A 15,069-nucleotide genomic window follows, 5' to 3' on the forward strand; every position below is an offset into this window, starting at 1 on the left:
CGTATAATAGAAAAAAAGGAGGCGGCAAGAATGAACGGCATCTTCATCGACGACAAACGGCTCGGCATCCGCCTGCCGCATCTGGACAAGCCTTGGGAGGACTACAGCCCAAACGAACAAGAGGCGATTTTACTGGAATGGGAAACGATCCGCGGCTTGATCCCCGACCGCATCGCCGAACTGGAGCGGGAAATCAACAAAAAACAAGACGAACTCGGCCAAGAAGCGGATTTCGCACGCTCGTGCCAGCTCAATGCTGACATCGCCGAACTCGCTTCGATCGTCAACGATTTGTGGATTTGGTATCGCATTGCTCCATCCGTTTCATCGCGACACGGAAAAAAGCGGGTCGAAAAACCATAACACCCCATAACAAATGAGCGCTGATGCCGCTTGTCCCCTTTTTAGACGGCAGACAAACCATGCGGCTGCAACGATTTTGACCAGAAGATCGGGGATTGATGCGGCGGATTCCGCCGTGATGACGAAGGATACGCTGCCGCAAACGAAAGCTTTCTTGGCGATTGAGAGGAGCGCTCAAGCTGGGGAGCTCCTCTTTTTTCATTCTATCCCCTTTCTCCAATGGGTTCCATTTATTATCCTTCAAAAATATATTGAATTTTATTTTTATTTCAATTATTATTGATTTGACTCCTTTTCACACAACGGAGGGATCAGACATGGCCAACCATCTATCACCTGCCTCACTCATTCAATCATTTTCTTGGGATCAGGCATTCGCTCATTACGACTGAGATCCCCGCAGCCGGTTCAACGCCGCCCACGAAGTATGCGACCGGTATGCCGAGGATCCGAACCGCATTGCGCTGTTTTATGAAAACGCTTTAGGAGAGCAAAAAACGATCACCTATCGGCAATTGCGCGATTGGTCGAACCAAATGGCGAACGTGTTCCGCAAGCTGGGCGTGAAAAAAGGGGATCGCGTCTGCGCGCTCATGCCGAAAAACCCGGCCCTTGTCGTCTACATTTTGGCGGCTTGGAAGGTCGGCGCCGTGTATGTGCCGCTCTTTACCGCGTTTGGCCCGCAGGCGATTGAATATCGCATCAACCATTCCGAGGCGAAAGTCCTCTTGACGAACAAGGAACAGCGCGCCAAACTGCCGCCGCGGGACAACATGCCGACATTGGAATACATTTTTGTCATTGACGGACCGTCTCATGATCAAGACCAGCCATTTTGGGAAGCGCTTTCGAAAGAGTCGACTGAGCACTCGATCGAAGAAACGACGGTCGACGATCTGCTCGCGATTCAGTATACGTCCGGCTCGACCGGGATGCCAAAAGGCGCCATGTGGCCGCACAACGTGCTCATCAACATTTATCCGTATATGCGCTATGCGATTGGCCTGCGCGATGACGATGTCTTTTTCGGCGGGGCGGATCCGGGCTGGGCGTACGGGCTCGTCTTTTGCACCTTTGCGCCGATGGCCTTTGGCGTGCCGATCGTCTTTTACGAAGGGCCGTTTAAGCCGGAGACGTGCTATTCCTTGATGGAAAAATACCGGGTGACCAATTTCGCGTACGCCCCGACCGCGTATCGGGCGATGGCGGCGGCCGGCGCGGACGTCATTCGCCGCTATCAACTGAACGTGCGCGCCATGAGCTCAGCGGGCGAACCGCTCAATCCGGAAGTCATCCGCTTTTTCCAAGAGCACGTGGGCGTTACGATCCACGACCATTATGGCTTGTCGGAAACGTTGATGCTGATCGGAAACTTCAACGCCGCCGAGATGGAAATCCGGCCAGGCTCGATGGGATGGCCGCTGCCGGGCTTTGACGTGGCCCTGCTCGATGAGAATGGAACCCCAGTCGCCGACGGCGAGGTCGGACAAATTGCCTTTAACACCGACTCGATCCCGAACGTCTTTAAGGGGTATTGGAAAGACCCTGAAAAAACCGCCGAGCGGCTCGTCGGCAAGTGGTTTTTGACCGGCGATTTGGCGACAAAAGACGAAGACGGGTATTTCTGGTTCCAAGGACGGGCGGACGACATCATCTCGAGCGCCGGCTACCGCATCGGGCCGTTTGAAATCGAAAGCTGCCTCCTTGAGCATCCGGCTGTCGTCGAAGCAGCCGCCGTCGGGAAGCCGGATCCCGTCAAAGGGGAAATCGTCAAAGCGTTTGTCGTGCTCAGAGAAGGCTTTGCGCCGTCGGACGAGCTGGCCGACGAGCTGTCCTTGTTCGTCAAAACGCGCTTATCCAAGCATGAATACCCGCGCGAAGTCGAATTTGTCGTCGAACTGCCGAAAACGCCGAGCGGAAAAATCCAGCGGTTCATCCTGCGCAATCAAGAGCGGGAAAAATGCATCAAGGCTTGATGAATGAAAGAGGATGCCCGCAGCGGGCATCCTCTTTTTCGCTTATGTTCTCTTTTCGTCAACGCGGCGCCCTATCCTTCCGAATCTCCCTCACGACATGCCCAAGCTCCGGCAAAATGAGCTTCGTCATCGCGAGGCGCACAGCGCCGGTGGAGCCGGGAGTGCAAAAGACGGCGGTGTCCATCGCCACGCCGGCGACGGCGCGCGACAGCATGGCGGCCGGGCCGATGTCTTCGGTGTAGCTCAAGAAGCGGAACAGCTCGCCAAAGCCGACGAGTTCTTTCTCAAGCAGCGCACCGACCGTTTCGATCGTCACGTCGCGCTTGGCGATGCCGGTGCCGCCGTTCGTGAGCACGGCATCGACATCGGCGCGGCGGCAGCCGTCAAGCACTGCCTCGCGAATGGCGTCCGCTTCGTCTTTGACGATCTCATAGCCGACGACCTCATGCCCGGCTTCCGTGAGCAGCTCGATCATCAGCCGGCCGCTTCGGTCGGTTTCCTCCGTTCTCGTGTCGCTGACGGTGATGACTTTGCAGCGGACGGTTTGGGGGGCTTCTTGTTTATGTTCGGTCGTGCTCATCCGTTTATGATCCCCTTTCGTTTCTTTATCTCTATCGTACACAATGGAAATACGGTTCGCAAACCATTTGTATCATAATAGACAGAATTGTTATAATATTATTAATATATATCACCACGATGATCATAGGACTTTCCGCAACCGGTTTCTCTTGTTCCCAACATCTTTGCACTCGTTTTTCTCTCCCGGCATCAACCAACATCCGACGCCCATGACGCCCAATTGTATGGAACGATCGATACACGAAACGGAAGCAATGATATCGTTTGGACAAAAAACAAGAAAAAAACTTAAGGAGGGAAAACGAATGGACTTGCGCTTGTCAATCCGATTGGACGCCATTTTGAAAGAAGGATGGGAGATGATTCGGAAACACCGCGACGACATTTTATCCGCTTGGCTGGGCAAATGCCGCGAACTGGAGGACAAGCATCATGCCGCGGCCCAGCCTTTGCGGCTTGCCGTTGACGTGTTCTCTTCGCAATGGCTTGATCCCATGAATGATATCGATGAATGGCTGGCGTCATTTCGCCGCGAGTGGGAAAAGCGAAACGGCGGGCTGTCACCCAACCAGTCCACCGCCATTTTATCGATGATGGAAAACGCGGTTCACGAAGCCATTCAATCGGACGGTATTGTGGAATTTCGCGTTCATCAAGCCATTCAGTACGTTTTTTCGAAGCTTCATGAGTCCGTCAATGCTTCTGGCTGCCCCGAATTCGATTTGGAGCAGTTTCTTTCGCAAATCGTTTCATCCAAGCAGCTGCCGATCGCCTGGATCGCCCAGCTGGCAAGAACAGCGGACGGTGGATTCATCGTCGCCAAATGGCATGGAAGCGCGGCCGATGTGCTCACAGAAGGCGCGATGTATGGAGAGACGATTTTCGCTTTATGTGAACGCATTCTTTCCCGCATGGACGCGGGCGGAATGCGATTGATTCCGCTCCCATGGGGGAGCGATCTTTTGCTCGTTTGCGCAGAAGGGGAAGAACAACTCGTCATCCCGTTTCTTCTTCACGCTCTCGAACAGTCTCATGCCGCCCAGAAGGCCGTCATTCGCACAAAAGAGCAACATCTTTGGAAAGACGCCGTCTTGTTGTTTGACCAATGGATTATGCGGGCCAAATCGCTGAACGAAGCGATCGAGTACATTTCAACCGGATTTGTCGCTTACTTGCCGTTTGAACGATGTGCCCTGTTCGCCTATTCAAGCACTCATGAAAGCGGATTCGGATTGTACGGTTATCAACTGAACAATCATGACATCAAAAGCATTCACGAACACATCGACAGCCTTCCGTTCATTAAGCAATACATCCAGCGGCTGCAGCTGCTCGGCCGCCAGATGACGAACGTGCCGCCCATTTATGTCCGCCATGCCGCGCAAGGATTGCCGATGAAATACGTCAAGCAGTTTCAACTGGAATCGATTGTCATCGCTCCCATTTACGCGCCGTCGGAAAATCGGCTTATCGGCGCCGCCATTTTGGATTGCGGTCCGAAGACGTCCTTTCAATTGTCCAATGATCTTTACACGGCGGTGATGAAATTCGGACAAAGCGCGGGGGAGATTTTGGCCAAATGCAGCGGAGGGCGTTCCGATCTTGTTCAGCCGACGCCGCATTTATCGCCGCGGGAAATCGAAGTGCTGAAGCTCGTCGCCGAAGGGGCGTCAACGTACGAGGCGGCAAAGCGTCTCCATTTGAGCGAATACACGGTGCGCGATTATGTGTCTGCCATTTTGCAAAAAATGAACGCCAAAAACAGGACTGAAGCCATTGTCAAAGCGATTCGCGACGGAATCATTTAACATCTTTCCGAAAGAAGTCTCCCGCTTTGAAACGAAGTGAAAGTGGGAGATGAATGTCGGTTGGCGTTAGCCAACGAATAGGATAGAATATGGCTAGAACGGACACCTTCGGAACGAAGGGAAGCGTAAAGGGTTCTTGTGTGTGGCTTACCGTTCGGCGAACACACACAAGTCGCTTGAAGCCCCCATCTCTAAGCGAAGCGTAGGTGGTGGGTAGTTCACCGTAGCGTCGGCATGCGCGCTTCTTGCTGAAATCGGTCCACACCAACAGGGCAAGGAGCCAAACGCCTTGCCCTCTTGTTTTCTATAAGGTTGGTGAAAAAACCACCATTGCGCGAACTTGTCGCTTTCAAGTGAAAAAAGCGTTGTAGAGTTTCGCAGTTCAAGAAGAGCATTTCTTTTCTATCATTACCAACCTTCTATGTCTTTACCGTTTCCCTTCCTCATCTGCTCCCGGCGAAGGAAGCGGGGGCTGAGAACGTCCGTCCGCGCTGTTCGCTTCGGCAGCCGGTTTGGACTTCCACCATTCAACTACTGCATTCAGCCGCTGTTCAAGCTCGTTCGCCGTTTTGCGCCAAACTGCTCCGTCCGTTTCCAGCTTGTCAAGCTGTTGTTTGACGCGATCAAGCGACGAGCGCAAAGCCGAAAGAAGATTCATCGCTTTTGATTGTTCTCCAAGCTTCAACGTTTCTGTTGCATACGAAACTGCGTTCTTCCATAGAGCGTCTTGTTCCTTCCATTTCTCGATATCTTGGCGGATGGCGGCCGTTTGTTGATCGATCATTTCGTTCCACTCCTGCAGTCGAACCTTGATTTCTTCATATTGCGCTCTTTCTTCGCTTCCAGCTGTTTGTCCGCCCGCCATGGCCCGTTCAAGCTGTTGGAGAGAAGCCGAAACAGCGTTCAGCTTTTCTGCGAGCGTCCCCCATTCATCCGTTCTCGCCTTGACACGCTTCTCCAACGCTGGGACGTTTGCTTGCAGCGTCTCAACCATACGGGCGGCGCTGTTATCGCCTTGCTTTTGTTCATCCAGCTGCCAGATGAGCCGTTCCGCTTCTTGCGCGAGATCTGTTTGTTCGAGTGCGCTTTGCTCCGCTTGCGCTAGAGTTGCACCAGAAAATGAGGCCGACAGCGACATGCCGGGGATGGAGAGACGGGAGGCCGTCATCTTCGTCGCCACCAACGTGACGTCTCTCAAGCACTGCTTAATGGGAAACCCATCCAAGCAAAGGCCCCCGAACTTCAATTTCGTCACATCGAGCTTCATCCAAGTGGCGCTCGCTGTTCCTTCCGAGCGAATCGACAGCACGATGGTTCCTTGCGGCGTGTCGATGGCCCGTTCCATTGACAATCCGCTGATGTCTGCTTGGATGAACGCAATCGGAAGCTTGCCGACGATCACTTTCGGCGAACCAAGGATAATGCCCCCTAAATCGAGGATGCCGACGACTTTATCAGCATGAATGACAAATCCTTGTTCCTCCCCTGCAGCGAGTGAACGCGAACCGCCAAGCGGCAAGCAGAGGAGAAGCAGCAACGCAAGAAACGACATTTTGAGCCATTTGATGGATTTCATTGGGTTCCTCCTTTATCCTGTCATCGTTGGCGAATGCGGCGGGATCGGAGAGGCGGGGGGAGAAGAATCACTGCTTGTTTTTTCTTCCTGTTTCCCGCTCCATCCGACCACAAGCGCACCTCCTAAAAGCCCGATCACCCCTCCGATGATCAGACCTCCTGCTGCACCGACGAAAGACAGAATGGAAGCAAGAATAAGAAAGCTGCCGATGGTGACATGGCTTTGCGGTTTGATCATGCTTAAAATGGACAAAACGATCATCACCAGCCCCGTGACCAGCCCAGCCCACATCAGCCCGCTTCCAGGAAGCAGCAACATCGGAAACACGCTAATGCCAACGATCAAGACGAATATCGCGCCAATCATCCCGAGCACCGATCCTAACACAGGACGATAGCGGTTTTTAGCAAGCAAAAGCCCGACGGCGCACGGCAGCATCCAACCTAAGGCATACGACAACAGCGGCCCGACAAAGCGGGCTGCATCGTGAACAGACCAAAGGCCATAATGGAACATCGAAGCGGCGGCGATAAGCAGCAACCCTCCAACCAGCAGCGCTCCCCCCGCCCGGCGGGCAGCCGACCGCGCTTGCCGCCATGTCTCGGTCTTTCTCTTTTGCCAGCCGATGCAAATCATATATCCAAGCAACACGAAGGCAAGAACGATGGAGGACTGAACGGCCATCGGAATCGATCGCGCCCATGTTTGCCACGGCGCCGCCCTCTCAGCGACAAACAGGGCGTTTAAAGCGAAAAACGTCACGAGGGATCCACCAAAAAACAGCCAGACGTAATGAAAACGCGTGCGGATATAACGGCCTTGTTCTTCCTGGCGCACGATGAGGCGAGAGGCAACAAAAGCAGCCAGCGCGCTGCTCGCCGCCCCTCCCACCGCTGCCCCAACAACCCCGATCGACAGCCATTGACTCCCGCCAACAAGCATGCCGGGCAAAAAAGCCGCCGCTCCATATTTCGCTCGCATCAAAGCAGTTGGGCGTTCGAGAAGCGGCCAAACGGCCGCCGCGAGAACAGCGGCCAGCGCCAGTCCACCCCACAGCGCTCCTTCAATCCCTCCTTGGAGCACGATTCCGCCGATAAACGCGCCCGTCAGCGCCCCTATGACCGCAATTTGCCCAATCTCGAACATCTTTCCCATGGTCTTGCCTCCCTTTACCCGTTTTCATCTTCTCTCTCGGCAAGTGACAGCAGCGGACAAGCTGAACACTCCGCCGTCCCTCTTTCCGTCACCCCTTTGATCCACAGTTGATGCAACTTTCGACACAAGGAACAAGATCACAGATCATCCAATTCATTTTGGGAGGAATAGGAGATGAACCGCTCTCATTCAAATGATGATCAGACCGGATTAAAAGTCGCCGACACGGCTTCCGTCCTTCATGTTGGCGATCACTTTCAACTTCATGTTCGGAATCGTGATCGACCCAGCCGACATGTAATGCGTGTTCAAGCTCGGTTTGTCAAGAGTCAAGCTCGGCGCGCTCAAATCGATAACATTGAGCGGGTTGTCGGTTTTATGCTCTTGCGTCTCCAAGCCGGCAAATGACGTGCTGTCCGCTTGAATGCCGGTGACGCGCAATTTTAAATTTTGCCCGCTCACATTGCCGCCGGTAACGACAACATCGATGCTTTTAATGCCGTAAGCGCCGAGAGCCGATTCGGTGTTGATGTTTTTCGTCAGCACCAAATTGGTGATGTTCGCCGACGCCAAGTCAACGGCGGCCTGTCCCCAAGCCCCTCTTTGTTCGGTTTCACCGATGGCGGGATACAGTTTAAACCCGGTTCCCGTAATTTTATCAGCGCTGATCGTAAATCCCCCAACTCCTGAAAGCGGAAACGCCGCAAACGCCGTCCCTGACAGAAGCAACATGGCAACCAAAGCGATGACGGCGAGAAATCCCGTCCCACCCGCAATGGCAAATCGTTTTGGATTGACCGCAAACAAGCTCCCCATTTTTTCATGCCCCCTTTGTGTTCCTTCATCCGACAAGCTTTGATTCATCCCTATTCCCCCCAAAATAAATACCTTGCTCCCCTTGAAGGCAGCAGCGGTCTTGCCCACATGCCGCACAAACCGGCTGCGCCCTCCCTCGCACCTATTTCGCGCCCAAGCTGGAAAAATACTGGATGAGACGCTTTCTCCCCTGTTTTTTTAGAAGATTGGTGAAAAGCCGCGTTTTCTTCAAAAAGATGGGTCCCCGAATGCACGAAAGAGCTGTTGACCAAGCTGCTCCTTGCTGGTGCATTTTCTCCAAATCACCGACCTTTTCTAGATGCGGGCGGGGGGAGGGGGCCACCCGCCCGTCCGCTCATGACTCAGCAGCCGTTTTTTCGATCTCCTCAACGACGTCGACGCGCTTCGTGCGGCTGATTTGCTTTTTGCGGAGGTTGAACTGTTTCACCACATATCGATTCAACAAATCATAGTCGATCTCGAGCGCATATGTGCGGGCGAGCTGCTGCTGGCGCTTTCCGAGCTCGGTCAAATAGGCGACATAGCCGATGACATGCGGCCATAATTCATCCATATACTGGATAAACAACTCGTAATACCGCTCATTTTCATTGACGAGCCGCTGGATCGTATAAAGGCCGAATTGGATATGGCGGCCTTCATCCATGTTCAAGTAATCGATCCCTTGCAAAAGGCCAGGGAACAGCCCGGCTTTTTTATAAATTTGTCGGAACGTGTAATAGCCTGATTCGGCAAGCGTCCCTTCGACGATCATGTTGTAGACGGTGGCGGCGCGGATGACCGCTTCCGGCGAGTCGTCGGTGTACAGACGGTTCATCGCTTCCGGCAGCGCTTCATAAAAGATGCGTTTGTAATCATCGTTATGGAAGACGGACAAATCCATTTGCCCGATGCCGACCGCCTGCTGCCAGCGGGAAAACATCTCGACATGTTTCGCTTCATCATGCATAAACGTCGTCAAAAACAAGACATCCTCCAGCCGCCCTTGGCGCGCGAGGGCGTGGGCCATCGGCAAAATGTCGAGCGTCACCGCCTCTTCGCCGGCCGAGAAACCGGCAACAAGCGGCAGCGCGGAAATTTTTTCTTCGCTCGTCAAGCTGGCAAAATCCTTCTGATCTTGGCTGAAGTCGATGTCGGCTGGGTTCCATTTGCCGTTCCGCTTCGCTTTTTCATACAACTTATACATCGGATGCTCCCAGTCAATCGTTGCTTTCACAGTTTGAAAGCCGTCATGATGGACCATCATTATTCCCTCCTTATATCGTTCAGCTTTGATGAAATCGATCCGTCCGAATGTCCTTCGAAAGTAAAAACGTTCCGACAAGGTTTTCCCCTGCTGTTAAAACAACGTCATCGGCCGGTCATTCAAGTCGCAAATAACCGTTTTCGTCTCGAGATAGGCATCAAGCGCCTGCATGCCAAGCTCTCTCCCGAGGCCGCTTTGCTTGTACCCGCCAAACGGCGCAGTCGGCGACAGCACTTGGTACGTGTTGATCCACACGGTTCCGCTTTTCACCCGCCGCGCTAAGCGGAGCGCCCGTTTGATGTCATTCGTCCAAACCGCCGCCGCCAAGCCGTAAATCGTATCGTTGGCAATGGAGGCGGCTTCCTCTTCATCTTGAAACGGAATGACAGCGGCGACCGGCCCGAAAATTTCTTCACAGGCGATGCGCATCGATGGCGATACATCGGCAAAAACCGTCGGTTCGATGAAATAGCCGCCGCCAAGCCCCTCCAAAGCTCTTCCGCCCGCCGCGAGCCGTGCTCCTTCCTGCTTGCCGATCTCAATGTAGCGCAACACTTTCTCGTATTGCTCCCGGCTGATGACGGGGCCAAGGTCGCTGCGCGCATCCACGCCAGGCCCGACTTTCAGCTTTTTCGCTTTGCTGGCCAACAGCTCGACAAACGTTTCGTAAACCGACCGTTCGACTAAAATGCGGCTTCCCGCTTGGCACACTTGCCCGGAGTTGTAGAACACGCCAAACAGCGCGCTTTTCGCCGCCTGTTCCAAGTCGGCGTCGGCAAAGATGATGTTCGGCGACTTGCCGCCGAGCTCGAGCGTCACCCGTTTGATGTGCGGCGCGGCCGCTTGCAAAATATGGCGGCCGGTCGCCGTCTCGCCGGTAAACGCGATTTTCGGCACGCCAGGGTGGCTGACGAGCGCTTTTCCGGCCTCATCGAGTCCAGGCAGGACGTTGATGACGCCTTCCGGCACGCCGGCCTCATGGCAAATCTCAGCAAGCTTCAACGCCGTCAGCGGCGTTTCCGGCGCCGGTTTTAACACCATCGTACAGCCGGCAGCGAGCGCTGGGGCGATTTTCCACGTCGGCATCAAAAGCGGAAAGTTCCACGGGGTGATGAGCCCAGCCACCCCGATCGGCTCCTTCATCGTCCACGCCATATAATCCGGCGCCGAGCCGGCGACGGAAAACGGCAGCACCTCCCCTTGCGGCTTGACGACGAGCGAGGCGAAAAAGTCGAAGCAGTCGGCGGCAAGCGGAATTTCAACAAACAACGCTAGATTGATCGGCATGCCGTTTTCCCGCGTCATGAGTTGCGCCAGTTCGTAGTGGTGCTGGCGGATCAGTTCGGCGATGCGCCGCAAGATGCGCCCGCGTTCAAGGGGGGGAATCGACAGCCAACGCCGGTCCGAAAACGCCTCTTCGGCGATGGCGACCGCTGCGTCGACATCTTTTTCCCCGGCGTTGGCCACACGGGCCGTCACTTGGCCTGTCGCCGGGTCGATGACGTCAAACATCGCGCCATCCGCCGCCGGCCGCCATTCTCCTCCAATCCATAAACCAGCTTCTGTTGTTTTCATAGAAATCATCGTCGTTTCTCCTTTCCCAACCGCTATATCGGGCGCAAAGCCGATGGAGACAGCGCGTTTTCAAGTGCTTACAGCGCCCCCTGGCGACATCCCGCCATGCATTCCCAAGCTCGCCTGCTATAGCAACAAGTCGCTCCGTCCGATTTCCTGCAAATATTCGCGGTACGCCGGGTAAATGGCGTCAAGCTGCGGCAATACTTTCAAGGCGTTCACAAGCGGCCCTTGCACTTTGATTTGCTGGCGGGCGAGCGCCTGCTGCAAATCGAGCTTCCCGAGCCAAAATTTATGCCCGACATCCGCCGTCTGCTCAAAAATGAGCTCCGGGCGCAGCGCTGTTTCGCCGCAGACAATTTTCAATTTCCCGTTTTCCTGCGCCCATGTAATTTTCGCTTCCGGCTTATGGAAAATGTATTGGACAAACGCGTCATATCCGGGCCCGAGCTCCGTCGCCGCAATCAATTCTTTTGACTCTTCCGTTTCGGCCACGCGTTCAAAAAAGCGGCCGAGAACGTCGTATACTTCCTGCTCGCTTTGAAACACCGGCATGTCAATCCCCCTCTCGTCTCGATCGTTCCACGTTTTTTCGATCCCCTTGTTTGCCCGTCCAAACACCGGCCTTCCCGTTTTCGTCCAAGGGCGGATGGAACGCCCTCTTTCCGACCGCCCAACAGCTTCTCTTGTTTGTTCACCCAAACGCACGCGGGGCGGCTTGTCGTCTCATTCTTCAAAGCGAATGATGCCGCGAATGTTTTGCCCGCTCTTTAAGGCGGCGAATCCGTCGTTGATTTGGTCGAGCGAATAGACGGCGCTGATGAGCGGTTCGAGCTTCAGCTTGCCCGCCGCGTACAAATCAAGCAGCTTCGGGTAGTCAACCGGCGGATTGCCTTGGCCAAGCCACGAACCGGTCAACGTTTTGGATTGGGACGGCAGCGAAAAGGCGTTGATCTCCACCGTTTCATGCGGCGCGGCGATGCCGACGATGACCGTCGTTCCCGCTTTTCGCGTCATGTTGTATGCGTCGGCCATCGTCTCCGGGCGGCCGATCGCTTCAAACGCATAGTCGACGCCGATGCCGTCGGTCAAGTCGAGCACGGCGCTGACGGCATCGTCCTCGCGGGCGTTGACGGTGTGCGTCGCCCCGAACGTTTTCGTCATCGCCAATTTTTCATCGACGACATCAATGGCTATAATTTGTTTCGCCCCCGCTAACGCGGCTCCTTGAATGATATTGAATCCGACGCCGCCGGCGCCGATCACCGCGACCGTGCTGCCCGGGCTCACCTTGGCCGTGTGAATGGCGGCGCCGACGCCGGTGATGACGCTGCAGCCGATCAAGGCGGCCACTTCAAACGGCACGTCGCGGCGAATCGGAATGACGGCCTGCTCAGGCACAACGGTATATTCACTGAACGCGCCGGTTGTTAAAAACTGATACACTGGCTTCCCTTGCCAAGAAAAGCGCGTCGTCCCGTCGGGCATGGTCCCGGTCGCCGTCAGCCTTGCCGCCTCCTCGCATAGATCGGGCCGCCCGGTGCGGCAATAGCTGCACGTCCCGCATGACGGCACCCAATTGAGCACCACATGGTCGCCTTGTTTGACACTTGTCACCCCTTCCCCGACCTCTTCGACGATGCCCGCCCCTTCATGACCAAGCACGATCGGCAGCGGCAGCGGGAGCGTTCCGTCGATGACGTGCCAATCGCTATGGCATAGGCCGGCTGCTTTCAGTTTCACTTTCACTTCCCCGCGCTTCGGGGCTGCCACTTCCACTTCCTCGATGAAAAGCGGCTCCCCGTAGCGGTGCAATACTGCGGCTTTTGCCATGTCGTTCCCTCCTTTTCCATCCGCCCATTACACCCGCTTGCCGGCCATATCCGCTTCCTCTTCACGGATGCCGCGGCCCCGCAATGCATCCAAATAGGCGTCCCATTCCTGCTTGAGCGTTTCTTTCAGCTTGAAAAGGCCGATGACGAGCGGCCGGGTCGAATGGTCTTGCAAAAACACATCGCGGATGACATCCTCAAACTCTTCCTTTTTCCCCGGCAGGCCGTGGTCTTTCCCATACAGCAAATGCTTATCGAGCAACCGCCGGATCGTCGGGCTTCCCGGCCCGCCGCTTTGCCGGTAAAACGCTTCGATGCGCTTTGACATCGTCAGCTCTTCTTGTTCCTCGCGCATGTTCCTTCCTCCCTCTTTAAAATCGCGGCCGCTGTTTGCGCGTCCGGAACAGCCGCCAGCCAAGGAAAACGACCAAGATGACAGAAACGGCCAACCCGATGTTGGCGATCGTCGTTTTCTCCATGCCGAGAAACGTTCCGCCCGGGATGCTGGCGACAATAAACCCGGTGGCCATAATGATGGCAAACGCGATGAGGGAAAGCGCCAAACGGTTGGCGATTTGGTTGAGCGTATTGCGCGTCACCGGGTCGGTTTGGACTTGCACGGTCATGCGCCATTTGTTTTCGGCCATCGTCTCCAACACTTTGTTGAACCGGCGCGGGAAGGTGGCGATCATTTCCGCCGTTTCAGCGACAAGACTCGCGTTGGCGCGAAAATTAAAGCGCTTTCCGAGGATGCTTTTTAAAATCGGAATTTCATACGCCTCCACGACTTCGCCGTACGAAATTTCCGGGCAAATCCAGCGCGCCGTCCCTTCGGTGGCGGAAAATCCTTTCGCCCAAAGCGCCAAGCCGTTCGGGACTTTGCAGTAGTTGCGGAGCCCGATCGCCGTCGCTTCAAGGACGAGGCGGCCGTAGTTGTAGCGGCTGCTGCCTTGATGGGCGGACACATAGTTTAACGTCAACGTCCGCAGTTCATCTTTCAATTTGACAACATCGGTGTAAATGGTGGGCGACATCAGTTCCATAAACACTTCGGCGGCGTCTTCCGCCTGGTTGAGCTGGATGTGCAAAATGACGCGCATTAAAATTTGCGCCATCACGCTGTCCATCCGCCCGGTCATCCCCCAGTCGATGATGACCGCTTTTTTCGTCCGTTTGTCAATCATAATGTTGGAACCGTGGGCATCGGCATGGTAATGGCCGTCAAGCATCGTCTGCACGTAATGGTGGACGAGGTCAATCATAATGTTGACCCGCTCTTCGAAAGTGAGAAAGTCAACAGGGAAATCTTTGATGAGCCAGCCGTCGATATATTCCATAATTAAGACGCTTTTCGTCGCTTCATACACGTGCGGAACCGTGACATGTTCAGCCCTCCTTTCGTACTTTTGCTTCATTTCTTGCATTTTTCTTGCTTCTTCCGTCATGTCGAGCTCATCCATGGCGCTGCTGTAATAATCTTGCACGAGCCCCCCAAGATCGAGGGCGGCCTGCAGCTCGGGCGGCAGCCGCTTTTGCAGGCGGGCGGCCATTTTTTTGATAATGGCGATATCGGTTTGAAACAGCTTTTCGACCGTCGGGCGCACCACTTTCACGGCGACGACCGGACCGTCTTTCAGCTTCGCTTTGTATACTTGGGCGAGCGACGCTGAACCGAGGGGCGTTTCGTCGATCCACTCAAACGTCTCGAGGCCGTCGGACAGCTCGCGTTCGAGAATGTATTGAATTTTGGCAAACTCGATCGGCGGCACCCGGTCGAGCAGCTTCTCAAGCTCGAGTGTCACCGGCTCCGGCAGTAAATCTTGCCTGGTGACGAGCACTTGCCCGAGCTTGATGAACGTCGGGCCGAGCTCCTCAAACGCCAGGCGCAGCCTTCGGCCGACATGGCGCCAATAGTCGTTGTCCCCTCCCTTTCCCCGCAGCCTATGGGCGATGGCGTCGCCCAGCACCATGCCGAGCCCGTTTTTGACAAGCACAGCGATGATTTTCCGCCGTCGTTTTCCCGCCGTAATGGCGGCTAGCTCCTCTTCAATGGCCGCGCCAATCGCCGCCCAGTCGCGGGCCGGTTTTGGTTTGGCCGTTTCGATCGACGCGTGCAAAC

Annotated in this window: 12 protein-coding genes and 1 pseudogene; 3 read left to right on the top strand and 10 right to left on the bottom strand. The window is 55.1% G+C overall.

Annotated elements, in window-relative coordinates:
- Nucleotides 1-30 precede the first annotated feature (30 nt).
- Nucleotides 31-363 (top strand): hypothetical protein, encoded by a 333-nt coding sequence (locus GHH_RS14000; RefSeq protein WP_015375605.1) that lies wholly within the window; start codon nt 31-33, stop codon nt 361-363.
- A 317-nt stretch (nt 364-680) separates the two neighbouring features.
- Nucleotides 681-2,339 (top strand): annotated as a pseudogene (locus GHH_RS14010) (acyl-CoA synthetase).
- Between the two features lie 58 nt (nt 2,340-2,397).
- On the opposite strand, the gene GHH_RS14015 reads toward GHH_RS14010, so the two are convergent.
- Nucleotides 2,398-2,919, bottom strand: coding sequence for a molybdenum cofactor biosynthesis protein B (locus GHH_RS14015; RefSeq protein WP_015375608.1), 522 nt, complete (start codon nt 2,917-2,919; stop codon nt 2,398-2,400).
- A 307-nt stretch (nt 2,920-3,226) separates the two neighbouring features.
- Between GHH_RS14015 and GHH_RS14020 the strand changes: the two genes are divergently transcribed.
- Nucleotides 3,227-4,729 (top strand): response regulator transcription factor, encoded by a 1,503-nt coding sequence (locus GHH_RS14020; RefSeq protein WP_015375609.1) that lies wholly within the window; start codon nt 3,227-3,229, stop codon nt 4,727-4,729.
- A 427-nt stretch (nt 4,730-5,156) separates the two neighbouring features.
- Here GHH_RS14020 and GHH_RS14025 read toward each other — a convergent pair whose 3' ends face one another.
- From GHH_RS14025 to GHH_RS14070, 9 genes are all read right to left on the bottom strand, one after another.
- A complete protein-coding gene (locus tag GHH_RS14025; protein WP_015375610.1) occupies nt 5,157-6,305 on the bottom strand; it encodes a hypothetical protein in 1,149 nt (382 codons plus the stop codon).
- A 12-nt stretch (nt 6,306-6,317) separates the two neighbouring features.
- A complete protein-coding gene (locus tag GHH_RS14030; RefSeq protein ID WP_015375611.1) occupies nt 6,318-7,460 on the bottom strand; it encodes a DUF6114 domain-containing protein in 1,143 nt (380 codons plus the stop codon).
- A 210-nt stretch (nt 7,461-7,670) separates the two neighbouring features.
- Nucleotides 7,671-8,276, bottom strand: coding sequence for a DUF6230 family protein (locus tag GHH_RS14035; protein ID WP_015375612.1), 606 nt, complete (start codon nt 8,274-8,276; stop codon nt 7,671-7,673).
- A gap of 355 nt (nt 8,277-8,631) precedes the next feature.
- Nucleotides 8,632-9,540, bottom strand: coding sequence for a R2-like ligand-binding oxidase (locus tag GHH_RS14045; RefSeq protein ID WP_015375613.1), 909 nt, complete (start codon nt 9,538-9,540; stop codon nt 8,632-8,634).
- 96 nt (nt 9,541-9,636) lie between these two features.
- Nucleotides 9,637-11,127, bottom strand: coding sequence for an aldehyde dehydrogenase (locus GHH_RS14050; RefSeq protein ID WP_015375614.1), 1,491 nt, complete (start codon nt 11,125-11,127; stop codon nt 9,637-9,639).
- A gap of 117 nt (nt 11,128-11,244) precedes the next feature.
- Nucleotides 11,245-11,673, bottom strand: a complete 429-nt coding sequence (locus GHH_RS14055) for a hypothetical protein (protein ID WP_015375615.1) — start codon at nt 11,671-11,673, stop codon at nt 11,245-11,247.
- Between the two features lie 171 nt (nt 11,674-11,844).
- On the bottom strand, nt 11,845-12,951 hold the full coding sequence (locus tag GHH_RS14060) for a Zn-dependent alcohol dehydrogenase (RefSeq protein ID WP_015375616.1): 1,107 nt from the start codon (nt 12,949-12,951) through the stop codon (nt 11,845-11,847).
- A 27-nt stretch (nt 12,952-12,978) separates the two neighbouring features.
- Nucleotides 12,979-13,305 carry a hypothetical protein gene (locus tag GHH_RS14065; RefSeq protein WP_015375617.1) on the bottom strand — a complete coding sequence of 109 codons (327 nt, stop codon included), beginning with the start codon at nt 13,303-13,305 and terminating at the stop codon, nt 12,979-12,981.
- Nucleotides 13,306-13,321: 16 nt separating this feature from the next.
- Nucleotides 13,322-15,067 (bottom strand): AarF/ABC1/UbiB kinase family protein, encoded by a 1,746-nt coding sequence (locus GHH_RS14070; RefSeq protein WP_015375618.1) that lies wholly within the window; start codon nt 15,065-15,067, stop codon nt 13,322-13,324.
- Between the last annotated feature and the right edge of the window lie 2 nt (nt 15,068-15,069).

It is taken from the genome of Geobacillus sp. GHH01 (genome assembly GCF_000336445.1).
GTDB classification, from domain to species: domain Bacteria; phylum Bacillota; class Bacilli; order Bacillales; family Anoxybacillaceae; genus Geobacillus; species Geobacillus zalihae.

Bases quoted from the DNA above. Each gene is read 5' to 3' on its own strand.
- GHH_RS14000 (WP_015375605.1), top strand. From the start codon at position 31: ATGAACGGCATCTTCATCGACGACAAACGGCTCGGCATCCGCCTGCCG.
- GHH_RS14015 (WP_015375608.1), bottom strand. From the start codon at position 2,919: ATGAGCACGACCGAACATAAACAAGAAGCCCCCCAAACCGTCCGCTGC.
- GHH_RS14020 (WP_015375609.1), top strand. From the start codon at position 3,227: ATGGACTTGCGCTTGTCAATCCGATTGGACGCCATTTTGAAAGAAGGA.
- GHH_RS14025 (WP_015375610.1), bottom strand. From the start codon at position 6,305: ATGAAATCCATCAAATGGCTCAAAATGTCGTTTCTTGCGTTGCTGCTT.
- GHH_RS14030 (WP_015375611.1), bottom strand. From the start codon at position 7,460: ATGGGAAAGATGTTCGAGATTGGGCAAATTGCGGTCATAGGGGCGCTG.
- GHH_RS14035 (WP_015375612.1), bottom strand. From the start codon at position 8,276: ATGGGGAGCTTGTTTGCGGTCAATCCAAAACGATTTGCCATTGCGGGT.
- GHH_RS14045 (WP_015375613.1), bottom strand. From the start codon at position 9,540: ATGGTCCATCATGACGGCTTTCAAACTGTGAAAGCAACGATTGACTGG.
- GHH_RS14050 (WP_015375614.1), bottom strand. From the start codon at position 11,127: ATGATTTCTATGAAAACAACAGAAGCTGGTTTATGGATTGGAGGAGAA.
- GHH_RS14055 (WP_015375615.1), bottom strand. From the start codon at position 11,673: ATGCCGGTGTTTCAAAGCGAGCAGGAAGTATACGACGTTCTCGGCCGC.
- GHH_RS14060 (WP_015375616.1), bottom strand. From the start codon at position 12,951: ATGGCAAAAGCCGCAGTATTGCACCGCTACGGGGAGCCGCTTTTCATC.
- GHH_RS14065 (WP_015375617.1), bottom strand. From the start codon at position 13,305: ATGCGCGAGGAACAAGAAGAGCTGACGATGTCAAAGCGCATCGAAGCG.